Source organism: Vibrio sp. V08_P9A1T1, assembly GCF_963874405.1.
Lineage (GTDB): Bacteria > Pseudomonadota > Gammaproteobacteria > Enterobacterales > Vibrionaceae > Vibrio > Vibrio anguillarum.
Genome location: NZ_CAWNIB010000244.1, coordinates 1 through 23,583 on the forward strand (window position 1 = coordinate 1; position 23,583 = coordinate 23,583).

The window sequence follows — 23,583 nt, forward strand, 5'->3', positions numbered from 1 at the left end:
CTTTTATCCCGTGCTTCAAGTATTAGAAGTTTCTTTGCGCAATGCTATTAATAATGCTTACATCGAATATCATGAGAAGTTAGTCGAAGCAAATTTTCAACAGCAAGATTGGACCAAAGAGAAAGCTAATATCGACCAATTTTGGTTTTGCAATTCTTATACAAATCAAAATAATCGCCCAGCATTTCAACAGATAACTAAAGCTAAGGGGGATTTAGTTAGAGAGAGGAAAGCTATTACACCTGATAATCTAATTGCAAAACTAACTTTTGGTTTTTGGGTACATTTAACGGACAAAAACCATCGTTCAAGCCAACCTCCTGCAAATCCTCCTATTATTGAGCTTTGGCCGAGTCTTAACAGTTTAGTTTTTCCATATGCTAAGGACTTAAACGGCACACCTTTGAGTATTAACCATATCAGCTCAAACTTATTCGAAATCAATAAACTTAGAAATCGTATCGCACATCATGAACCGATCTGGAAAGCAACAGATTTATTTGATTCCGATGACAGCATAAATACTGTTGTGGCACATTACGAACAGTGCTTAAAAGTCATCCGTTGGATCAATCCCAACAACTTAAAGTTGTTGTCTGTCATAGACAACGACAAACTGATGGGAATAGCCTGCTCTCAACATACGCTATGGCGAAGTAAAATGTTAGCATCGGGACTTCCTTCTGTTCCAGACATTATTGAATGGAAAGAAAGGCATGAAATCAACACCAGACGCCAGGGTGAAGTAGTTAATGCAACGGCTGGCTATGCAATTATACGCTGCAAAAAGTCACATCAGGTATTCTACACCAACAAATCTATGCAGAAGAGACGGAAAGCTTGGCCTTTACCTGTTGGTATTGATGTAACTTTCATTCCCAAACCAGCCCCTGCTCAAGGCAAACATCCCAATGCGACTCAAGTAAAGCAATAAAAGCAAAAGAATGCAGCATTAAGACTGGGCTACGATTGAGTAGCCTGTCTAGGCTGCACTTCTCTTTACCTTTGCTTTTAACTACCTTAGACCTCACCCAAAAGGTGCTGCACATTACTCCGTTACTGTCTAACTCTCACATTAACATCTATATCATGCGTAACCCAGCCAGATTGGTTCATCTTCCTAATGGCTTCGTTATACACAGGTTGAGAAGGGTCCAAAGCCCTTAAACTAACAACTAATGATACACGCTGAGGTACTTCAGGCTTTTGTTCTTCTGCTCGTCGCTCGACCTTCAACTTTAAGCGCCATGTATCAATACTAACACCTTGAGGAAATATATGATGGTAAGCTTTGACAGGAGACCATTTAAAGCCATGCTCAATTCGTGACTTCTCATACAACTTACTTATATCCTTTGGTGCAGCAGGAACCCGAGAGTGGAACTTTCTTTTTCCCTCATCGTCTTTATCATAGCTTCCCATACCAGCATCTACATTTGTTCGACAGTATTCCGATGCGTAGTCTTCATCAGTTATTGGAGAATAAACTAATGTCATAGCTATCTCCCCCTTAAACTTGCCTTCATCAGTTAGCAAGCAGTCCGGAATAGGAAAAGGATACCGTTCAAACTCAAAACCGCCATGTTTTAAATCCGTTTCAAAAAACAGTGTTATACAATGAGGATCGCAATATAACATATCAACGATATCGGAAGGTTTACCAAAACCATGCCCATTTATAGAATCAGAGTTAACCTTAGGATTAGCTAATAAAGCAGAGTGTATGACTAAAGCTTTAATTCGCTCTGGCGGGATATCATCTACACTATGCCCTTTTAAATAATGAAGCAAAGAAGCCGCCTGGCTGCTTACAATCGGTGTGGCAAAACTTGTTCCTATTGACTCATAAATCATATTGTTTGGCCCCATGGACAAAACACCTGTTTGGGCAAAGCTCCCAGCTGCGGTATTGTTGCCCCCGTAATGAGTGACTTCTGGTTTAGGGATAAAACAGGGACCAGGACCAATGCGAGAAAAAGGAGATGGCTCTCCCATTTTGACCAAGGTCGTTGGAGTATCTTTATGGGCAATACTGCCAACAGTCAAAGCTCTTATAGAGTCCCCTGGCGAAGATATTCTATTTAAAGTTGGAGCTTTTGACGTCGTTGGCCACAATGCGGCATCATTTTGGTTTCCCGCCGCGACAACAAATAAACAGCCATATTCATCATGCATTTCATCCAAAAAACGAGCAAAATCAGAAAATTCACTACAACCTACAGGACAAGATGCTCCTAAAGATAAGTTCCATACTTTAACTGACGGATATTTAACTACCACTTCTTCAATTATCGCGACTAAATCTTCTTCTGAAACATTGGAGTTTTTTGGAAAAACATTAACATCAACAATTTTTGCCTGAGACATCGGAAAGGCAGGATCACTATGGTTTATACGGTGGCTATTCACTACCAGCCCTGCGACCATAGTTCCATGACCATAATCTTCCATACCAAGAGGGACATATGATTCTCTTGCAACAATCCAAGGGTCTAAAAGACTGCACTTCGGACAAACACCAGAATCAATTACGCCAACCACAGGGTAATCCTCTCCCACCAAAGGTGCGGGACAATGTTCCAAGTTAGCATTAGCAATAGGAGTAACCTGAAGATTCATATCTAAAGGAAAATACTCTGGCATAGGTGCAGCAGATCTTAACCCAACAAAACCCGCCAACTTTTTCTCTATTCCCTTGTGAAAGTCTACTGTTAATACTTCCTGTTTACCATAACGAACTCGGTTTACATTAAGTTCATTGTTACCAACAAACTCTGAAAAAGCTTTTTCCAATGACTCGTTTCTTTCTTGATCCTTATGATCAAATAGCTTTAATTTAACTTTTTTACTGTCATTTTTTAAAATACGGGAAATCCATTCACCTGCGATATAAGGTTCTATTTTTTCTATCGCTGAAATGTTTGCAGTTTGTTTCTTCGCCGTATTGTTTTTTATCCGACGTTGTAAAGCATCAAGTCCGGATTGTGTTGCACTAACTAATAGCTCACCGTAATCCATTGTACCGATAATTGGGCATGTAGTTTTGGAGAAAAGAGCTGTAGGGCGATGAGACTTTGCTAGTGCTTCCTCTTTCAACGTAACTTTTGCCACTACAGGTAAGGTCGGCCACTTATTAAAAGACAACTTAAAGTAATCTGATACTTCCTTAACTTCTTTTGCAAGTTGTGCTCGTCTTTCCCTACTTGCACCATCCCCGAATATTTTATCATTAGTGTTCATCGGGCCTGGAGGTCGATGATCAGTTTCACGAATCGAAACTACTTGAATAGGGTTGTCTTTTTTATTCATAAGCTTCTAGCCTTTTGTGGAAGTAATTTTTGAAACTTTTCCTACAGAAATCCCCAACAACGCGGAAAGGCGATTGACAGTAAATATTTTCTTATTCCTTTCCCTCAACTTTATAGCTTTTTCTTCTACACTTAACCCTGAGCGGATCACATCCTGATACATTTCACCAACCAGCTTTAAAACCAGTGAATCTACACTTATTTGATCCTTTCCACTTATGATTGAATTACGAATTTCCGCTTTACAAGCCTGCTCAATTAAAGCTCCACTCATCCCATCAGTGATCTCAACAAGTGTTTTAATATTCGCTGGACAATACTGTCCAAGAAAACCATGAATTAACTTCTCTCTGGTATCGATGTCCGGAAGAGGGATTTGAACTCTGTATGCAAAGCGTCGCCAAACTGCTGAGTCTAGTAAATCTTCATGATTTGTTGCCGCAAGCAAAATGGTTCCCTCTGGTAGAGCGTCTATATTTTGCAAAAGACTAACAACAACTCTCTTTAGCTCACCTAGCTCATGCTGATCGTCTCGCGCTTTAGCAAAAGCATCAAATTCATCTAAGAATAATACACATGGTCTCTGCGCTGCATGATCAAATAAGCTTCTCAAGTTTTTTGCTGTAGACCCCAAAAATGATGATATTAGAGTATCTCCTCGTGCAGTAATCAAAGGTAGACCCAAATGAGCAGATATGTACTTAGCTAATTGAGTTTTTCCACAGCCTGGAGGGCCATATATAAGCATTGACGGTGTAATGCCAACGCCCGCATCGGCTAATAAGTGCGCTTTATCAATAAAAGATAAAAACTCACTTACAGATTGCTCAACAAACGTTGGCAGTTCTATAGATATATCATCGATACATGGGTAAGTTTCATCACCTAGAGTCAAGCGACTATCTCTATCAACAGGTAGAATCGCGCCTTGCATGTTTGCTACAGACGTCGAAGACAGTCCGGAGGCCGACTGAGAAGATAGCTTCTTTCTTATGTTCTTAGCAGGCCTATCCATCCCTTCTTTTTCCATCTTATCTGCAAGCAACTCTGCATATGCAATAACTTGAGAGGAGTTGCTTTTAACTCCTCCCTCAATAATTTTCAAAATTTCCGGTATGAACAACATCTCAATCACCTTAAGTCTAATGTTCAGATTAGAGCATAGCTGAAAAAAAATATCAATAAATGAAACTAAACCCGTCAATGTGAAAAAAAAAAAACAAAGATGAAACAAAGCCCAATGATCATGAAATTTAACAATAAGGGATGTAGTACACGCTACTTACCTAAGTACTTATTCAATGTCGGTCTACTGACACAAAAATGCTCTGCAACTTCCGTTTTTGTTACCGTAGGATCAAGCAACATAGCCTGTGCCTTGCGAACATCAGCGCTACTCATTTTTGCTTTCCGCCCCCCCTTTCGGCCACGCGCTCGGGCCGCAGCTAGACCAACTTTGGTCCGTTCCGAGATTAGGCGACGTTCAAACTGAGCAATGGCTCCTATCATGTGGAAGGCCAGCTCTCCTGTTGCTGTCGTTGTGTCTATGTTCTCACTTAGCGATATGAACTTGATTCCTCTCTGATTGAAACAATCCAGTAGCTCGATGAGATCCTTTAAGCTACGTCCCAAGCGGTCAAGCCTCTGAACTATCACCACGTCACCATTCCGCACAGCATCTAGCAATCGCTCTAGCTCGGGCCTCTCTTTCGATTTTCCGCTGATGTGCTCGCTGTAGATCCGCTCACAACCAGCTAACTTGAGCGCATCGATCTGAGGTGAGGTATCCTGCTCGTCAGTACTGACACGTGCATAGCCAATTCTCACAGCCCCTCCTGTAAACTTAAGCACCTTTATTTTTACATTGATTAATTTACGGATTTATTTACAAGAAACTTAGCTTTCTTGAGGAAATGAGAAAGAAGCCTATCCTGGAAAGAAAACCCTCGTTTGTTTTACAAGTCAGCATTGTTGACTCAAATAAATCAGCGAACGGTACTGTAGGAGAGGAATAAAGTCTCATACTCACCACTACTACAAGCCTTAATCCACCATATCAATTTACCAAGAACAGAAAATATAGTTTCATACTGAACTGTTCTTTTCTCGGCCCATTCTATCGAAATTGAGTAATAATGATTCATACTGACGGCCATATCCTGACATGGCCAGCTGAACGCATCATTTATTCGTTTTGTCAAAATCACGCTAATCTGGTATATTAAATTTCGGAGCTGATTGCCAAGGCTGTAAGTGACCTAAAAGACAGCAAATCGAACTACCTGCCAATTGCAGTTGATCTTTATTAACCCTGCTGGCAAGCGTAGTGACTTAAACACTTACCACTACCTTTAAAGTCCGGCATTGTTAAGAGAGGATCACTCCCATGAGTATTGATCTATCAAAACTGTGTGCAGATTTTCTGCGTCAAAATCATGCTTCCCAATCAACTGAGACACTAAAAGCTTCACATGCCAGAGAGCTGGTTGCGGCATTTTTTGGCTATAAGAGCCATGCGGCACTTATAGCCGAGAAGACTTACCCGCTGGCTCGGCTCCAAGATGCATATATCTTCATTCCTGATATATCGTTGATGAATGACAGACGCTCGAAACTCAACGGTTTACCAAATGGCCTTAACCAGTCCATTGACCTCGCCAAGCTTCTTTCAGACATGCTTTCCGAGGAAGGGCTATGCGGTGGAGATGTCTGGCTCTATGACACACTGGAAACCTATATTGTCGAAGTCTTACTACCCGATTGCCAATCTCTTATAGATGATCAGCTTTCCGGTGTGATGGCTGAAACCAATGCGGGGTCTTTCGATGCGCCTTATTATGACGACGTACAAATCGAAGATCATGGTGACGAGCTGGTAGCTATTGCCAAAGCTCAGTACAAGGGCGAGCCAATGGACGATAAACCGTTCTGTGGTGACACACTTGATATAGTTGTACAGGTGACATTGCCCCGCATGGCAGGCAAGCGCGGTTTTTACGATTTCGAGCTTGAAGCTGGAGGCTGCGTCAATGATGACTGGATCGACCCGGAGCTACGATATGGCGAACGCCCTCAGAGCAGATTGGCAGAGGAGCTTGGCATAACAGACGAAGATCTTGAATCGCTGGAATGGGACACTCTGGAAAACAGCAGTGATGATGGTTTGATCTATGACTTTGTGTTGGCCTTTGATGAAAGTTGTCCTCCTGAGATTTTGGAGAAGATCGAAGGATTATCAGATGATTTGACGATCCGTGTGTCTGCAAACGCTTTTGACAGTCCTTATCCAGATGAGTTCTAGGCGGTGAAGAGGTCTGAAGCCCAATGGTACGGAAACGTACGCTAAGCTAATCGGGGTCGCCTTAGAAGTTCCGAATTATGAGGCGACCCCACATTGATGCCGGAAGAGGACCGAAACGGTCAAGCTAGGAACATGCCGCCAGTATGAATCTTTTTCCTACAGGTACAGTTACTCCAAGGAGTTGGTGTACCGTTTTATCGCGAACCGGTACAGTTTCACCAAACTAGGTGTAGGTCCAAATATCTCGAAGTTACTTACGCTACAAGGGGTGGGTATGAATTCCAGCCATAAGTAAATGCTGAAAACTGTACCAGCCAGACGGTACAGTTAAAAAACGGTACACTTGGTACTTGCCCCTAATTAACTATAAGCAACTGAACTTATTAACTTACCGCTTGAAAAGGTATCGAGTAGGGTAGCCGAAAGCGACACGATACCTAACTCTAGAGATCATTTAGAAACATCCCGTTTTGGCTTACTTTGGTAGTGCCCTGCGTACCAAAACACCCCCCCGACACTGGCGATCGTGGCGATAAGACCAATCAACCAAACCCATAATTCCATAGTTCCCCCCTTGGCCTGCACTAGTCATTTCCGAGTAACACAGACGCATATCTATAATTGTTAGTTCCCAGCTCCTTTGTCCAGCAAGATTGAATCCGCTGCATCCTTACGAGTCTTTTCCAGATCAACTCCCTCCAGGCGAGCATGAACTCTATCCTCAGCATTCAAACGAGTGCCATCGGTATTAAAAATACTCCCAGCACCAGTTAAGCTATCAAGGTCAATCGCAGATGACTCTGGAAACTTACCATTCGCCTGTAACAATCCTAACCATTCATCGAGGTTTACTTGCTCCCAGTCAACCTCAGCCAAACGGTTCAAAGGAATGCCGTCACATTGAGGAGCCTTCGCAGAACCCCAACTCAGCCCCAACTGCGGTCTGATTTGTTGCTGGATAATTTTTGATAATGGCGAACTGAAACAACAGTAAGTTTGGCGCTTCTCGATACAAGCACCAAGAACTTTTGTTTTGCAATATGACCCAACCTGATGGCAACTATTCAAAGCTCTTTTTGCATTAAGCTCAAATTCTTTATCTTCACATTCCCAAACAATTTGAATGACCATCATGGCGACCACGTAAGCCGTATAAGCCGTCATAATACCATTGAGAACACTAGCCGCTGGATTGCCTATCATCTGTTCCATCATTCCCTCTGAGGCATCAATCGGAACCCCTGCGCTACCTGTTGTAGATGCATTCCCGAGAGCCTGACCTGTGATTTTAGAGACTTGATCTTTTAGTGCTTGAATAGCTTCCTTAGCAACATCTGTTATAGGTTGTGTAAAGTTATCTATCGCGCCTGTAATATTTTCCATGTAAGAAGTGAAAGGTTTCGTTATTTCGGTCCACCCATTTATTGCAGGATCACGTATTGCCTGATACGCACCTTTTATGGCACTGCCATCTTGAAGAGAAAGAATTGCACCATCCAGTTTTGGCACTGACATGATGAGTGCTAGGTAATCTCCCATAGATAAGCCACTAGGCTTTTCACAACAATCCTGAGCGCCGCCAACCGCTACCTTACACTCGCCTTGATCACCACTAAACGCTTTACAATATGTGTTGTTCTCTCCTGTAATATCTTCACAGCTCATATCCTGAGTCATGAACTGTGCTGCATTTAACAATGCCGAAGCTCTTGCAAAATCAGCACTCTGAGTTTTGTTTATATCAAGGCAATCATCCCCCATACATCGGATTGGCCCACCACATGAATACTCGGTTTCTTTTTCTAAGCTAGGTACTTCTACATCGTAACCACAATCATATTTCTCTTCATGTACATAACAGTTACCTTGTGAGCCTCTCGCTCCATCAACACACTCTGAGCTAATGAAACCACATTGGGGGTTATCTTCGTATTTTTTACACTGCTCAATATCTTGGTAATTTTCCAGGCATTGCTCGTTGCCATCTTTATCGAACCAACAAGTTCCTTGCCCCTGGTTAAATGAGCATTCTAATTGTGAGACATCTACACGTGCAGCTAACTTAGGTACATTGGGCAGAGGCGGTTCACCGAGTAAATTATAAACAGGATCGCCTTTACATACTTGGAAGCCAGAAAGCATTACGCACGTATCATCATTAGATGGTGAAGAACTATAAGAACCCGTACAGAACTCCTCTAATGAAGCAATCCCATTCTCAATGCAACTTTGAGGTGTCCATCTATCGGAGACAACGGTAAGATTTTGCGCAAACTTTAACAGTAAAGGCCCTGAGAAGTAATCAGCTAATGGTGTACCAATGCTCTTTACTTCCCCACTGTTGTGAAAAGAAAAAAGCTCGACTTGATTTGAAGCTAGTGCAGAGATTGCTGCTGACTTATTTCCAGCGGAATCATCGTTCCCCACTAACACAAGAACCTTTCGAATATCCCCTCCACGCCATTGGTAATGATTCGCAGCCCATGTAATAGCATCAAATGGGTAAGTAGGTGCACTAGCTGCATTCACGCCATCTAGCCAAGTTTTAAAAGCGTTAAAATCCGGAGTCAATTCCACACGATTAAAGATATAATCACTGTGCCTGTAAACAGCACCTCCAAGCCTTAAATCATCACTACCATCTTGTGTTAGCAATTGAGCAAAAGCCCCTACGTTGTTCCTTAAGTCGTGAATGACTCCACCCATTGAACCTGAATTATCAATAAGAAAGACTATATCAGCTGGTTCTGCGGCAATCTCTATCGTATGAGTGATAGCACAGTTACCTTTGGGCTTATACAGTCGGTCACATGTATAATAATCAGGCACATGTGACTTAATGGTTTTATCTTTGATAATGGTTTCAGCCGAACAATCCCCAAACCCCTCGGCTATTATGTCGATATTGTCGTACGTCTCTCGGCTAAGATTCATCAACGGATCATTGCTGAAATCGGGCTTGGACTGGTTCGTGGCATCGATCAGAACCTTATAAGCAGCTCCAGAAACCGAAGGGTTATCGCTGTTAGCATCATGCCACAGGGATCTTTTAGTGTTGCTCCCTACATCATCCATCCCATCACTGGAGTCCCAGATATTTTTCAGTGCCTCAACATTAGGTTGTGTACCGTCTGCAAAATAGTCACTTAACGGATCATCGTTCTGGCCTGATGTGCCAGGGAAAAGATCATTCACATTGATGGCTTCACCGCCGCTAAAGTGAACATTGCCAGCCTCATATGAGGGCTGCTCAAACTCTGCGGCCATTTCAAGGCCAAAATTTTGAGCTTCTCGACCAGTCTTAGCAGGATTTGTTGGTTGATTTGTATATCCGTGGGTTGGAAACAGTGACATAGTGACAATGAGCACACACGAGATAAACCTTGATGTGGGGTGATGAACCATAGATGATACCTCCGTTTTCAATGGTTCATGCTATTTCAGTATTTAAAATTCTTACGCACCTGTAATTGCCCATCTGGGGTGCATTTGGCATCAAACTGTCGTAATCGTTGCTTCTTTTTTTGTGCTACTAGCTTGTGGTGAGCTTAAGCAGAAAGGACAATTCACAGATGTTCGTTGATTCACTGATGTAAAGTAATTGCACTTACAGCTAGGACATGTCTCTATCATCGCTTCACCAGACCGCAGCTCTTGGGCTAAACACCATGCGTCTGTAATATCTAGCATCTGCCAGCGCGCTCCATGCATACCAAGTGTTTCACTTCTGACTGAGCTGTAAAGTTCATACGCAGAATGAAGAGTATTGATGTTGATAGATCGCAATGCTGCTTTTCCTGTGATATTAAAATAGAGCTGCATTAGCAGTGATGCTTCTATCTTTGAGGTGTGACTATGGATAATTGTTGCACCACCACGAACTTTGTGGCTCTTCCTACGGATCGTAAGTCCTTCATCTTTGAGTTCTTTGTATAATCTGCGAATCTGCTTATAAGTGAGCCCGGTTTCGATCATGATAATTTGGCTTATGTAGCCGATGAGTGCCATATTCCTAGCTATGCCCCATCGTGACAAGTTACTGTTACAGCTCATATCTGCCTCCAGTGCTTAAAGATTGTTGATGTTTTTTTAAGATGAGATGAGTAACGTGGCATTCGTCACTCTCCAGAATTTCTTTCACCAGTTCGGGAGCGAAACGGATTTCGAATGGCATATCCTTGTCACCGGCTAAGCTACGAAGCTGATTGTCGGTGGCTGCGGCCACCGATTTGGTTAGGGATGTAGTTACATCAAATATCTGGGCTGCTATGTCCGTATTTTCATGTGCTATTCGGCCCATGAGCAGCCAATAGGCGGAGCTGAGCCCAAGATCCTGATTATTTATAAGGCTGACGTGATCATAGTGACCTTCTAGGTACTCGATGTAGTCCTTTTCACCACCAGAGAGTTTGAAGGAGATTATGGCACCAGATGACAACAGTTTGAGTTGACTTTCGCTTGCCAAAGCCAAAGCGGCCACAGTATCCAATGGAAGAGCAAATTGCTCGGAGACTTCTTTCGGATAAAGGCTGGACAGGCTTTTCAAAAGCGTCCATAGACACAGATCAAATTCAAATACGTTTTCATTGAATCGGGCTACGCCAAAACTCTTTTGAGCATGATCTATCATTTTCGGAATCAAGGAGCTGCTATTACATTTCATTGAAACGCTCTTCTCTGTCAGTTTTTTCTAACTAAGCTAGGACGAGCAATAAACAGTGCTGTAACCACGACCGGAAACGCTAGTGCATATAACCATTGCTTTGTCTCAATACCGCTGAATGTTACAGTTGCTGCTACACCCAGCGTATAGCTAACTCCTACCCAATAAATTAACCTCTTCATTATTTTCATCCTTTAGTAATACGACAAATTTTTCACACCCTAGCTGTTCCAAATATTTTTTAGCTGCCTCAATTTTCAATTCACGCCTACCTCCCCTTTTTGAAATAAGCATCTCAGTGTTAACTTCAATCTGAAAACAGTTTTTTCTTCCTTCCCGCAGAATCACAATTTCAACTTTGTTCTGACGGAACATTTTTAATAAATCAACATGTTTCATAAACAACCTAGATATAAATTTATACTTTCCCGTTTGAGGGTCAAGTGGGAGATCAAAAAACACACATGATATTTTTTCATGAAATCATTTTATGGCCTTTTAATTTTATAGTCCGACCTTATTTTGTCTCTTAAAACTAAGCCTTCTTCATCCTCTTTCACTATGATGAGAAATAATTTTTCATACTCCTTTGAATACAATAGAAAAGGGCTCCGTCTTTGTGCAGAGATGATAGTCGCCCGAACGTGTATCATCGACCACATGGAATCTGTTTTTTCCAACATAATCTCGAGTGTTTTCCCGTTTGCCACAATCACTTTCCCTTCGTATTCAAGTGACACATTTCCTACAAGCCAGGGGCCTATTCCCCGGATCATTTGTATTTTAAGTTCTTCAAGCAAATAAACTAATTCTCTAATCTTATTCATCATATAAATTCCTTCACTAACATTGACAAAAATAAATTCCATGTTAAATGTCAATTGGGGACATATAATTTAATAGGGGATCAGTAATGTTCAGAGAAACAATTAACTTTTCAGCCTTCATGGCTGCTTTGTTCTTTTGTGTCAAAGTAGCCGGAATTTTTGGTCTGATTGTTTTAATCATTGCCGTGTGCTTCTATGCTCAATGGCTCAATGGCCGCTCAGCATCTTCAATACTGAATATTAATGATATTGAAAATAGATACACAACAAACAGTCTCAGAGACACTCAGTCTTGGTCATCAAGTTACTGTTACGGACCGAATGAGCACCCATACGATCCGCACATTAGCTCAGTGGAAAGAACCTACTGACCTCTGCTTACACTCATATATCGCGCCACTGGATTAAGATACCCAGCAGCTTGATCTTTACCCGCGTCTGCGGAAGTCTGGATGATGTCGCTCATACGGTCAGCAAGTTCAGTGTCGCCAACCTCAGTTCGCATCTGCTCCCTCAAGTTGGCGACTTGCTGATCATCCCCTGTCAATGAAGCCGCGAACAACTGAGCACCTGTTTGATTGAGCCCGGCTTCGGCCCCGGCAACCGTAGCCATACTCCTAAACTCATCACCATATTGCTCAACAAACTGTTCCGCAGCTTCAACACTGTGTTCACTAGCAGCAGCCAATGCTGACGCAAAAAACATCCCTCTCTCCTGGAGACTCATTCCTTTAGCTGCTTCGGAGAGATCCGATTCACCAGTCAGCCACTCTTTAGCTGCGTTGTATCCTGATACGCCCGCTCCCATAATACCGCGACCAAGGGAAGCCATTCCTGTTAATGCCTTACCTGCAACCCCCCATTCCTGCTCAACGTATTCATCACCACGCTTAGCATCTTCAATGAATTGATCACGCTGCTCAGAGGTCATACTGGCAAGACGACCCATTGAGCTTCCAAAATTATCAGAGAAGCCATCTACAGCAGCTCCTGCTCCACCAAATAATTTCTCGATAAATCGGCCAGCTCCTTCGGCTGTAGCGAAAACCTGAGATGAAGTTGAGGGAGCAACATCATTAGCCATAATGCGGTTGCGTAGCTCCCCTAAACGTTGCCCTGTAAAATCGCTCCGATTTTGACCGTGTTGCGCGTTTACGTTATCCAGGTTCTCACCGTGAGCGGCATAAACATCGCTATCTCCTCCGGGAAGATCCGTTTTAGGTTTGGCTTTCTGCTCATCTGTCATCAATTTAGGGGCGTTCAAGTTTTTCTCCCCTTGGGTGATTAGTGTGCTATCTATTTGGGGAGCCCCGCTATCTAAATGGCTGTGCCTTTGCGCCTCACTGGCATTTGCAATCGGGTTTTTAGCTCCAATTGTTCCTGCAACAATTTCCGCTGCCTGAGTTCTATGTTGTAAATCTTCTGAGTTAAGCATCGCATACAGAGCCCCACCCACTGAAGCCCGGTCTCCGTCCATACCAAGACCTTTATAATGTCGTGCTCGATTAGTTGCGGCCTGGCGTAACTCACTAGGAGCCTGCCGCATGTATTGGCTCAAATTCGCCATTGACGCCTGATCACTCAAAACCGATCCAGCAATAGCTTGCATGTCTGCTGACGTCACACTGCCCAGCACTTCTTGAGCACTTGCTAATCGCTGATAGGTATCCTGAGCAGTCAGCATCTGGGAGGCAGTATGAGTCAGTCCACGACGCTGATCCTCACCAACAGACTCAGTAAACCGCTGCGTTTTATCGTCACTAATCTGATTAGCAACATCATTGGTCAGTGCTGCTGTATCATCCTTGGAGAATCCAATGTCATTAGCAATTCGATCCAAATCCTTCGTCATTTGAGTTCTTGCGGCAGTTGAGCGGGTTTCAGCATTTGCACTGAGGTCTCCTCTCATATCTACAGGATTTTCTGCTCCAGCCGCTTTAGCAGCTTTTCTGGCAACCGAACCAGCTGGCCCCATTAAAGTTGAAACCAACTTTCCTGCATCCACGCCAGCACTCATTCTGGCACCAATCGCACCAATAACTGCGTTGGTCTGAGATCCATCAAGGCCATGCTCTTTAGCGTACTGTTGACCAGCATTCACTATCGCTTTGGCTTGACTGCTATCAGATGCCCTCAGCATCTGCCCAAAACTCTGGAGTCGTTGATAGGACTTGTCAGCACTATTCCCAGAGAAGAATGAGTTCGAGAGCTGATTCTGAAAAGCGTCTTGGGCAACCGCAGCTCTTGCATGTCCACTGCTTACCATTTCAGAAGACATTTTAGAGAAATTCATTTTATCAATTAGGCCATTAGCACCTCCCTGTAAGCCGCCCTGAAGAGCATTGAAAGCGTGGGCTGGCATTTGTTGGGCTAACGGCGCAGGTTGCAGTAAGTCAGGGGAAGAGATCTTCTCATTGATATGATCACCACCACTCATGCGGCCAGCCAGAGAGTTCAGTGAGTAAATTGACCCAGAAACAATGAACAAAGTAAGGACTGGTATGGCAGAAGCCATCATTCCACCTACAGCAAGATCATTGCTCATCATATCCGTTACGTGAAGAATCCCCTCGAAGCTTGTTGGATCACCGCCAGAAGTGATGTAGTCCTGTAAGGAGGCAGTGCTGCGATTATAGATAAAGAGATTCACCACAGCCAAAACTGGCATCCATAGCTGAATCCAGATCAACGTCATAAAGTATTTAAAGACCAGTTGAATCCCCATCATTCCCAGCACGATGAGCAGCCCCATCAGCGGCACAATGGCGTATACCAGAGCTTCGATAAATGTCAGCATCGGCCTGACAACAGTAGCAAATACCGATTGCTCCGCAGTCCACTGAGTATTTCGCTGCTGCACCGCCTGCTCAATCATCAGTGAGGCAGTGCCTTGCTGTATGGACTCGTAATATTGCCCCATGCCCTCGGTTAGCACCGGGGTTAGGATCGCTGCCTTAAGCATGTCAGAGCTAATGATTCCTGTTGCCGACAGGTCATTAAGCGCGTTGTTTGTTTCCGCCACAGGATTAACGCCACTTGTACCAGCGACAGTCAGACCCAGTAGGTAATTGATCGATTCATGAGAAGTTCCAGAGTCGAATGCCGTATCCGTGGCAACCATTAGATCAGTCCAGGCGTCAGTACAATTTGGAGTTGTCGACCCACTAGGTGACACAAAAATCTCAGTACCATAGACCGTTGACGAAAAGCGCAATGCCTCGCGCCAGGTCAGATTCTTCAAATTCGATTCGGATACGTCAGCCAACTGGTAACGGATAGCGGTACAGTCAGCAACGTAGTTTCGCCAGCTACGCTGCATGTCTGCTGAGCCACCTCCGACAGCACTATCCCAGCTAGCCCAGAGTGCGGCATTTCCCGCAAGCTGGCGTTGCGCACTGATCAACTCTAATGAGGACAGAAACCCTTTCCGCGTTATCTGAGGTGTAATAGTCGCAAACCCGGTCTCGAACTTGTCGGTCAGGACATAGCCGATATTCGAGATCATTCCCCCAATCGCGGCTGGTCCCAAGGGTACGTTGGCAACAACACGGACATCACCAGTGTAGGCATCCTCGATTTTGACCAGAGCTGATGCCCCGAAAAACATTGCATATACAATCCAGCCGATAAGCACCTGCTGGATCTCAATACCACGCCCTCCCTGTACTACCCCCTTAACGCACACAATAACCACGGAGACCAAGAGCCCGATGGAAGCCATTTTAGTGAAGTCATTCGTACCAGTGATCATCGCAACAGCAATCAGTACCTGCTCTAGTAGCGCTGAATCACCGATGCTATAAATCGTAAACTCAGGCATCTACGCACCTCCCCTAGAACTGGTGAGGCTGAGACGTTGCGCCTGAACATTTTTGATGATTTGGTTGTAGCGAGTCACAATGTCACTGACTGAACCGTACTGCTCGACCATCTGCCGATGTTCGTTCTCGATGTTTTTACGCGCTCGCTCTAACTGATCCATCACCTCATTTTTATGCGGTGAGTCGGCATTGGATACCGCTAATTCTGCCGCCGAAATCATCTGTGTCGCTAGGTCGTACACGATCGCATTGGCAATAACAGTAGCACTTTCATCTGCAAATGAATTAGCAACACTGTCAGAAAGAGCAGCCAAGTTACGAATAATTGTGCCTACTGAGGCTGGAAGGTTTGTGATCAGTGCTTGCTCATCGGAAGTGATTGGACCAATATTACTTCTATACTTGAAAATGATTCCTGGTCGAGAATCTGTTCCTGTGAGCGCTTCATAAATTTTTTGACGAACGCTAGTTAAGGTGACAGTTTGTCTCGCTGGAGCCAAGCAATCATCGTCACAGTCATAGATTTTAACTTGACCGCCGCCTACAAGATCTGAAAGGGAGACTAAGCCTCCTGGGAGGCGTGAGACAGGGTTGGTATCACCTCCACTGGCATCTGCCACCAAATCGCCAACGATCACCGAACCAGTAAGTGAAAGCATCGCCTCAAGCAGGGCAGTGTCACCATATTGAAACCAGGTACTTACAGAGTTAACTTTCAGTTGCTTCCAAACAATATTACCGATCATTTCTTGATATTTGGCTGGATCGTTATTCTTCAATTTCCGTAGTGGAGTTTCCCCGTCTTGTTCTTGTACCGAACCGAACATATCGTCATAAAGCCCAGCCCCAGTTGCCTTTATAGATGCCTTGGTTTTATGCTGAATATCAAATGCTGACGTCGCGTCATTAACAATCCCTTGCGCCAATTGGCAGCTATTCGCTAAGTGCTGGTTTAATGCTTGAACCTTTTTCTGAAAGTTCTCCATCCACTTCGCTCCATCCGGGAAAACGTTATCCAGAGCCAACTGGAACGCATAACCTTTCGCGTTGGCCGCAACTGCTCGCATCATCGTGACTAGCTGCTCAGCGTTAATAAATGAGAACGACCCGCCAAACATATCAACCCCACCACATCCCGCCTTCCAGGATGGTGGAGTAAAGGAAACAAGGTTCTGCTCATAGATGCGTGACTTAACGGTATAGCGCCCCCCAGTGAAGACTCCGCGACGCTGTGACTCATGAACACCAGGCAAAGTGGTATTGCTCATTTCATTGAATAAGCGATCCATTTCAGACTGTAGTCCCCCGGCGGAAACCGGGGCGGTTACTGTCGATGCAGCGATAATCGCCGCCAAAATTGTTTTCCGCATAATAGAAACTCTCCATCCGAATTTGAGTTTCTATTTTCTCAATCATTAGCGCTATTCCTTAGCGCTCTAATTGCCCACTTTGGGAGCAATCGGGATTAACTTTAAATTGTTCTTTCGTGACAGGTTAAAAACATTTGAAAAAGCCACTTTCTTAGACTTGCGTTTATGGTTTTCCATGAGATGTTATATATGAAATAAATCTCACAAAATGGAGAATGACGAATGAACCACAAATTGACACTGTTATTATCAACTATCATTTGCAGCCTCTTTTTAAACGGCTGCGCTGTATCACCAAAGCAATACGATACACAACAGAGTAGAGCACTAAACATTGCTAGAGCTGGCGGGATTTACGATCAAGATTTACAAGACTCCTCAGATGGTACTAACTCCTACAAAAAATCACTTTTGCTTCGCGCACTAAATGCAACAGCCCTACTAACTTCACTCGATGCGCCATTGTCTGGGATGACTGGCGCTCAGACTCTAGCATTCAATGCAGGAAATATCATGGCGACACCTGATAACCCGTCCGCTCGCCCATCGTTAATGGCCTGGATGCCCAAAACAGAAGCTACTAATACAGATGATGCACGTATCAAGTTCGAGGAACTTGTGGATGCAAGCCTAATAAATACAGCCCAGAATATGGGAATGATCGTTGAAAAACTGGCCGATAAAGGTATTACGATGCCAAAACTGAATGGCTGGGATATCAATATATGGACAGTGGATGCGCCTCAGTTCGGCTGCAAACCTGAGCATTGCGTAATTGCAACTCACGTTGCTCGGATAAATGATTGGCAAACACCTGAATTTATCACTTCTGGGCCAGGTGCAAGTTTTATTCTAGATTCTAATCACCCTAGTCAATACAGCCGAATTATTTTCCAGCAGACAACTGAAAAGGTTTCCTTTCCGGTAGATGAATTCTATCGGCAGTTAAGTGCCAACCTCCCTGCATGGTCAGCTATGTACTTTCCTCCTAATACCGTCTTTAAGGATGGGCAAACACTACCTTATCCGGTGCTTTATGAACATGGTCAACAGCTTATGTTCGTAACTCCTCAAAGCTAACTGAAACCATATAAGGGCGGAACTGGCAACGCTGCATACCAGTTCCTCAATTGAACAAAATTATGATGACATTAACGACCGTATCAGAACAACTTAGTAGCATTCAGAGCCGAGTATTTTGGCGTGTGGGTACCCAACGAAAAGGCATACTCAATGTCACCCTCGATTTTGAAAGCAACGATAGCGCCCTACTCTGCGAGTTATGCGCCATTCGCTACCTGCTGCTCGAAAAACAAGTTTTTGGCCGAGTCCCAGGAACAGGAAGAGGCTACAAACTGGTTGTATCAAAAGGTGCCATCAAGAAACTGGCACGGGGAAGATCTGACAAAAAGTGCGCCCAAAAGTTTTCGGCCTTCCTACAATCTCGTTTGGCAGGAGTGCAGATCGAGGTCTCCACTAAAACAGAGTACATGGCCAACATTGAGGAAGAGGCTACAGAACTACTGCTGGCTGAACGAAAGCGATATGCAGGCACCTTTGATGCTATCGAAACACCTGCAATGGGCACGGTCTTGGTAACAGCTCACGCTGTATCACGATACAGCGAGCGGATAACCTCAGGCAAGCCTAAAGCCCCGTGGCTGTCACTGGTCAAACGCATCCAGAACCCGGAGCTTCGCATTTACCCTCTTGCGGAACGAGAGCGTCGTCGCAAAGCCCAAAAGTACGGCACCGCTGACAATATTGAGGAATGGGGCCATCCGAGCAGTGAGCTCTACTTCCTAGTACTAAATGATCAGGGCATTAGAACACTTGTCACCATCTACGAACGCTAAATCAGAAACGAAAAAAGCCGGGAAACCCGGCTTTTTTCACGATCAATGAGCAGCTTCATCGACACCGAAAACTTTCTCCCAGGATTCTCCGCTTTCAGCAGCATCCAAGTCGATAACAAATTTCAGTTCGATTCGATCCAGTTTCAGCGACCGCATTTCACATTGTTCAGCAACCAGCTCTCGGTAATGATCTTCAGCTTCATCGTGAGATGTCGCTGAAATCGTCTCTGAAAACAGTTCCTGATGTTTGTGATTGTTGAAAGCGTAAAACATAGTGCCAACAACATCATACTTGCGCATAACGCATTGAGTTTGTACCGACATAACAGTCTCCTAATACGGTTAGGCCGGGAATCCCCACCGGGATTTTTCCCGGCAGGGTTGCATTTGATTTAATTAATTTATCGACTAATAGACTAAAATCAGTCGTTGCATCGTAACTTCCTCAACATTCAAATAGAACAGACTTATTAGGACACCTCTAGGCAGCGCTTAACCCCTGATAAGTGGCGTGATCCACGAACGATCTGGCCGTCAATCGGCGCAGACTCGATGAAAGCGCAAGGCGTTTTGTGAGCTTTAGGCTCGCGGCTGAGCCACTCACCAACAACAGAGTTGTCACTCACTTGGGTAGGCATAACGGCCTTTACAGGCCGCTTCTTAAAAAGACCAAACGCAGCTTTGAGCATATACAGCATTCCGCGAGCGAGCAGAGATGCTGAAACCGAGAACAGTGCGACGGTAACGATCATAATTAAGAAGAAAGTGGTTGCAGACATAGCTTCACCTCATATTTTTGAGGGAGCTATCCCCACAAGGGATTAGCTCCCGAGTGGGTTCAAAAAGTTAACTTGCTGTTTGTTTTTGGCGACCAGCTATCGCACTCATCAACTACAAGAGCTGAATGAACTTCCAAGATAACAGCTTGTCCTACTTAGACAAATCGCTCCAACTGCCCTTTTGGGCGACAAACTGTTCAGCATCCCTCCCCCCAAGAAAGCGATTAACCCCATTTGAACACCAATTACGTCTCAGCTCAGTCAGAACAGCGACTTTCACATGTGAAAGTGAATCCAGTCCGTCATTGAAATCAGCAACTTTACCCTCCATATAACATAGGGATAATTAACCTCTGGAGTACCTATGACCGACAATACAGCAATGGAAGCACTATTCATCCAGCAGCGCCTGCAAATCATGAATCTGGGCGTGCATCATAACGAGTTTTCTGACTCTTACCTGCACGCTTGGGAGTCTGGCACCTATCCGCTCCTACAAGACACCGATGGTAGTGTGATCAGGATGCCTCATGAACCCTATGCCGAGTTCTTCAAGACCCCAAAAGACAAAGTGCAACGGCTATTTGATCGCTTATGTACAGCATGGGACGCCAAAGAAGAACTGACTTTCTATGCCCTGGAAGATGAGCTAGGCGTTCGCGGTGGCTATGGTAGTGAATGGGATCGCGTCGATCTCATCAAGATTTGCCGTTACTTGTACCTGGAGCGTTCGTTTGACGAAGAGTTCTGGAAAACTCTGATCACGCCGATGGAACACCCTTCCGAAGCATCATCTATCCTTCGTGAATTTAACCGTGAGCGTGACATATACTTCATGTAATGAATTCACAGTTCCGGAGGTCTCGGTGGATCTCCGGGGCGCTTTAGCAGCACCAGCCAGAGCACACGAAAAGCATAAAAGTGAGTCGCCAGTGTTTTCTGTGTCAGATCTGACTTTCTGGCATAGTATCGGTGGATATGTGCCCGACCGATTTGAGGTGGTGTACTCACCCCTGGTTCATTGGCCGCAATGTCATTGCACGCATTTACCAGCAGCCGGATCTGAGCTCTCCTTGTCTGCTTACCACCGTGGCGTAGATATGAATGCGACCGTTCTTTAATCCATTTTTCCATATCCGCTCACCCCAAGTACGAATTTGTCACGTCGACACGACCGTGACCCAGTTCTCTTGCTATTTGCATCCTGACCTCACGATCAAGAGACTTTGCTGTTTCAACGCTAATTCCCTTTTCTCTGGAAATATATTTATGATGTGCGTTGCCATGTTTTATTCCCGCTTTGACTGGACATTTCACACCAGATAATTTCTCATACCTATTTTGAGCATACGCATGACGCTCACCGTGGAATTTAACACCCAATCTTGCCGCTTCTTTGTAAGCATCCTGCCGAAACTCTTTATAGCTCTGTTCGGCTGGGATCATACTGCGACCATTTTGAATATCCCTGGCATGCTCTAGCGCTTTAATTTGTGATTGCTCAAAAATAGGAACAAAACGAGGGCGACCTCCTTTCGTTCCGTCTCTTATTTCTACACATCCTTTACTCTGGGCTTGAACCAGAGCTTTATCTGCATTTAATTTTGCAGACTCTTCAAACCTGAGACCTAGTTCTCGTTGCAAATTTAACAATACTCCAGTTCGCTCAGTTGCAATGTAAGTTGCTTTATCGTGACGCTCCTGAGAAATACTTTTGTCCCCTTCACTGATGCCACTCCGCTTAGGTAAATCACCTTGTTTTACTGGATCAACACGAACCTTATTATCTCCACGAGCGATTTCCATTACTCTATTAACCGCACTTAAATAGTTTTGTGCAGTTGATGCTTTTATCTCACCATTTTCAAAACGATCTCTTAAATGATCCGCGTACTGCATTAAGTGTGAAACTTCAACTTTTCTAAGATCTTTAATTCCCTGTTCAGTTTTGACCCAGGAACAAAATACATTCCAGCGGTCATGGATCGTGCTAATAGACTCAAATGACTTGTACTCTTCTTTCAGCGCATTTAACCCGGCATAGCCCATGTCACGACTTTTAAGGCCAAAATTTTTGGCATCCGGATTCGTTCGTTCACATCGCACTGATGCTCCCCTCTTAGTTGTTCTGTCCTCATTAGCCATGCCCCTAACTGGTGTTAAGTGATATGCAGTTTTTGATGGCAGCTCTGCGTGCTGCTGGCTAAGCGGTTCTCGCCGCTTCAAAGGGCAGATAAGACGATGCCCACGTCTACTTTATTACGACCAAACATTGCTATGGCAGGGGCTCTGCTCTCAACCGTCTGGCCTGCCTGAAATGGCAAACTGACGGCAGATCCGGCTGATGTCATCGTCTCTGATTCCTTCCCAATACTGGAAAGGACCCGGCGAAGCCGGGATTTTTCGCGCGTTTTCCCGCGCGGGTCGAAAGCCTAGCGCCGTTGAGGCGCAAGGCTTTCGTCGGGTGGCTAGCCCCCCGTCTCTGTTCCCTGACGGTAGACAGAGACGGGGGCGAAGCATCAGCTCCACAGCAATAGCAACATCAGTTACAGGTTGTTGCTCAGGAGGAGATCGAGCACTTTTGACTGGCTCAGGAGGGAGCCTAGAAGCTGAGACCTTTGGCTGATCGCAGGTAAGAAGCATTGTGCAGCGCAAAACGCATACAGCAATGCAGCAGCACAACGCTGCAAACAATAAGAATAGAAACATGATGTTTCCTCCGTTCTGTTAGATTTCAGGCGGAGGAGTGCCCTATCAGGGGTCACATCCCCCAGATGGGTTAACTATGTAGAGCCATTCGGCTGTAAGTATTTTGAAGTGGTTTATGCTATTTCTTGGTAACGATGACTAGCTATCAACGACCGACTTTGAGCGGTATTCCATCTTTTATGATAGTTTCGTTAGTCTGTGTGTCAACTGCTATCAAAAGAGGCTTTTTAGGTTGCTTTTCGACGTAATTTTCAGTCCTATCGTCACAACTGTTAATCCAAAAGCAACTTTTCGAGGGCTCTCAAACATACACATACAAACATACCTGTTGCCGTAATCAAAATACTATCTTGAGATAGTATTTTGACATGAGAAACATGAAGCTACGCTGCGAAGGAAAATACATATGCCGTTTATTGGACATGACACGGTTAATGACAAACGTGTCAACATCCTTAACTACGACGCTCCTACACTTGCTGTGATTAAAAGAGGTGATAGCTTGAAATACAACGCAACTCCACAGTTTTTTCTCCCTAATCTTGATATGTGGCCTGTAGGTTCGGCAGAACGCTTAATACATGGATGCTGGCTGTTGAGCATTATGAGGCTCCATACGTTCACCAATGAGTGTGGCGAAAAGCTCCAGGAAACGTACAATGAAATTAATCATAGAATAGGTGTAAATACGGTTTACATTGACCTTCTTACCTTAGGGGTGAATTATAGAAATTCGTCACAAATCTTAAATATCATCAGGAACAATGAACAACCGACTTGGGTTTGGTTTACCAACTGCGACGCTCTATTAGATACTTCGCTTGCTGGTTGGCTACGATCGATTTTAACGACAAGTGATATGGAACATGTAAGAGTTGTTTTCCTTCTCGATAATAAAAATCAGTACCGAGAAATATTTCAAAAGTATTCATTACCACGTTATAGATCT

Annotated in this window: 20 protein-coding genes; 6 read left to right on the plus strand and 14 right to left on the minus strand. The window is 44.3% G+C overall.

Annotation, left to right across the window (positions count from 1 at the left end; translation table 11 throughout):
• Positions 1 to 934, plus strand: a 934-nt coding sequence (locus AACT21_RS10010; RefSeq protein WP_141195237.1) for an Abi family protein, incomplete at its 5' end; no start/stop codon positions are given.
• A gap of 122 nt (positions 935 to 1,056) precedes the next feature.
• Here the strand turns inward: AACT21_RS10010 and iteS are convergent.
• The 3 genes from iteS to AACT21_RS10025 all read right to left on the minus strand — a co-directional run bounded on the left by iteS (position 1,057) and on the right by AACT21_RS10025 (position 5,135).
• Positions 1,057 to 3,309, minus strand: a complete 2,253-nt coding sequence (iteS, locus tag AACT21_RS10015) for a S8 family anti-phage peptidase IteS (RefSeq protein ID WP_086482507.1) — start codon at positions 3,307 to 3,309, stop codon at positions 1,057 to 1,059.
• 6 nt (positions 3,310 to 3,315) lie between these two features.
• The gene (locus AACT21_RS10020) at positions 3,316 to 4,434 is read right to left on the minus strand and encodes an AAA family ATPase (protein ID WP_086482508.1); all 1,119 of its coding nucleotides are present in this window, start codon (positions 4,432 to 4,434) and stop codon (positions 3,316 to 3,318) included.
• Between the two features lie 152 nt (positions 4,435 to 4,586).
• Positions 4,587 to 5,135: a recombinase family protein gene (locus AACT21_RS10025; RefSeq protein WP_086482509.1), complete on the minus strand. Its 549-nt coding sequence runs from the start codon at positions 5,133 to 5,135 to the stop codon at positions 4,587 to 4,589.
• A gap of 559 nt (positions 5,136 to 5,694) precedes the next feature.
• Here AACT21_RS10025 and AACT21_RS10030 point away from each other — a divergent pair.
• On the plus strand, positions 5,695 to 6,609 hold the full coding sequence (locus AACT21_RS10030; RefSeq protein ID WP_086482510.1) for a hypothetical protein: 915 nt from the start codon (positions 5,695 to 5,697) through the stop codon (positions 6,607 to 6,609).
• Between the two features lie 624 nt (positions 6,610 to 7,233).
• Here the strand turns inward: AACT21_RS10030 and traN are convergent.
• The 7 genes from traN to AACT21_RS10065 all read right to left on the minus strand — a co-directional run bounded on the left by traN (position 7,234) and on the right by AACT21_RS10065 (position 17,290).
• Positions 7,234 to 10,014: a conjugal transfer mating pair stabilization protein TraN gene (gene traN, locus AACT21_RS10035; protein ID WP_086482511.1), complete on the minus strand. Its 2,781-nt coding sequence runs from the start codon at positions 10,012 to 10,014 to the stop codon at positions 7,234 to 7,236.
• Between the two features lie 90 nt (positions 10,015 to 10,104).
• Positions 10,105 to 10,617, minus strand: a complete 513-nt coding sequence (locus tag AACT21_RS10040; protein ID WP_368853726.1) for a FlhC family transcriptional regulator — start codon at positions 10,615 to 10,617, stop codon at positions 10,105 to 10,107.
• Positions 10,618 to 10,651: 34 nt separating this feature from the next.
• Complete coding sequence (locus AACT21_RS10045; protein WP_086482513.1) at positions 10,652 to 11,272, minus strand: hypothetical protein; 621 nt, start codon at positions 11,270 to 11,272, stop codon at positions 10,652 to 10,654.
• A 150-nt stretch (positions 11,273 to 11,422) separates the two neighbouring features.
• Positions 11,423 to 11,671, minus strand: a complete 249-nt coding sequence (locus AACT21_RS10050) for a hypothetical protein (RefSeq protein WP_141195238.1) — start codon at positions 11,669 to 11,671, stop codon at positions 11,423 to 11,425.
• Positions 11,672 to 11,760: 89 nt separating this feature from the next.
• Complete coding sequence (locus AACT21_RS10055) at positions 11,761 to 12,102, minus strand: hypothetical protein (protein ID WP_086482514.1); 342 nt, start codon at positions 12,100 to 12,102, stop codon at positions 11,761 to 11,763.
• Between the two features lie 361 nt (positions 12,103 to 12,463).
• Entirely contained in the window at positions 12,464 to 15,919 is a 3,456-nt protein-coding gene (locus AACT21_RS10060) for a conjugal transfer protein TraG N-terminal domain-containing protein (protein ID WP_086482515.1), read from the minus strand.
• The gene (locus tag AACT21_RS10065) at positions 15,920 to 17,290 is read right to left on the minus strand and encodes a conjugal transfer protein TraH (RefSeq protein WP_086482516.1); all 1,371 of its coding nucleotides are present in this window, start codon (positions 17,288 to 17,290) and stop codon (positions 15,920 to 15,922) included.
• Positions 17,291 to 17,512: 222 nt separating this feature from the next.
• On the opposite strand from AACT21_RS10065, the gene AACT21_RS10070 reads away from it, so the two are divergent.
• On the plus strand, positions 17,513 to 18,370 hold the full coding sequence (locus AACT21_RS10070) for a hypothetical protein (RefSeq protein WP_001015844.1): 858 nt from the start codon (positions 17,513 to 17,515) through the stop codon (positions 18,368 to 18,370).
• Between the two features lie 62 nt (positions 18,371 to 18,432).
• Positions 18,433 to 19,146: a hypothetical protein gene (locus tag AACT21_RS10075; protein WP_086482517.1), complete on the plus strand. Its 714-nt coding sequence runs from the start codon at positions 18,433 to 18,435 to the stop codon at positions 19,144 to 19,146.
• Positions 19,147 to 19,188: 42 nt separating this feature from the next.
• Here AACT21_RS10075 and AACT21_RS10080 read toward each other — a convergent pair whose 3' ends face one another.
• Positions 19,189 to 19,470 (minus strand): hypothetical protein, encoded by a 282-nt coding sequence (locus AACT21_RS10080; RefSeq protein ID WP_086482518.1) that lies wholly within the window; start codon positions 19,468 to 19,470, stop codon positions 19,189 to 19,191.
• A gap of 146 nt (positions 19,471 to 19,616) precedes the next feature.
• Positions 19,617 to 19,925 carry a hypothetical protein gene (locus tag AACT21_RS10085; RefSeq protein WP_039437758.1) on the minus strand — a complete coding sequence of 103 codons (309 nt, stop codon included), beginning with the start codon at positions 19,923 to 19,925 and terminating at the stop codon, positions 19,617 to 19,619.
• Positions 19,926 to 20,289: 364 nt separating this feature from the next.
• Here AACT21_RS10085 and AACT21_RS10090 point away from each other — a divergent pair, with 364 nt between their 5' ends.
• Positions 20,290 to 20,766: a hypothetical protein gene (locus AACT21_RS10090; RefSeq protein ID WP_021823482.1), complete on the plus strand. Its 477-nt coding sequence runs from the start codon at positions 20,290 to 20,292 to the stop codon at positions 20,764 to 20,766.
• Between the two features lie 299 nt (positions 20,767 to 21,065).
• Here the strand turns inward: AACT21_RS10090 and AACT21_RS10095 are convergent, their stop codons facing one another.
• Together AACT21_RS10095 and AACT21_RS10100 are read right to left on the minus strand one after the other, a co-directional pair.
• Positions 21,066 to 22,031, minus strand: coding sequence for an integrase domain-containing protein (locus AACT21_RS10095; RefSeq protein WP_170927770.1), 966 nt, complete (start codon positions 22,029 to 22,031; stop codon positions 21,066 to 21,068).
• Between the two features lie 116 nt (positions 22,032 to 22,147).
• Complete coding sequence (locus tag AACT21_RS10100) at positions 22,148 to 22,276, minus strand: hypothetical protein (RefSeq protein WP_017788943.1); 129 nt, start codon at positions 22,274 to 22,276, stop codon at positions 22,148 to 22,150.
• A 764-nt stretch (positions 22,277 to 23,040) separates the two neighbouring features.
• Between AACT21_RS10100 and AACT21_RS10105 the strand changes: the two genes are divergently transcribed.
• Positions 23,041 to 23,583 (plus strand): hypothetical protein (locus tag AACT21_RS10105; RefSeq protein ID WP_254917165.1); only part of this gene is annotated, 543 nt, incomplete at its 3' end.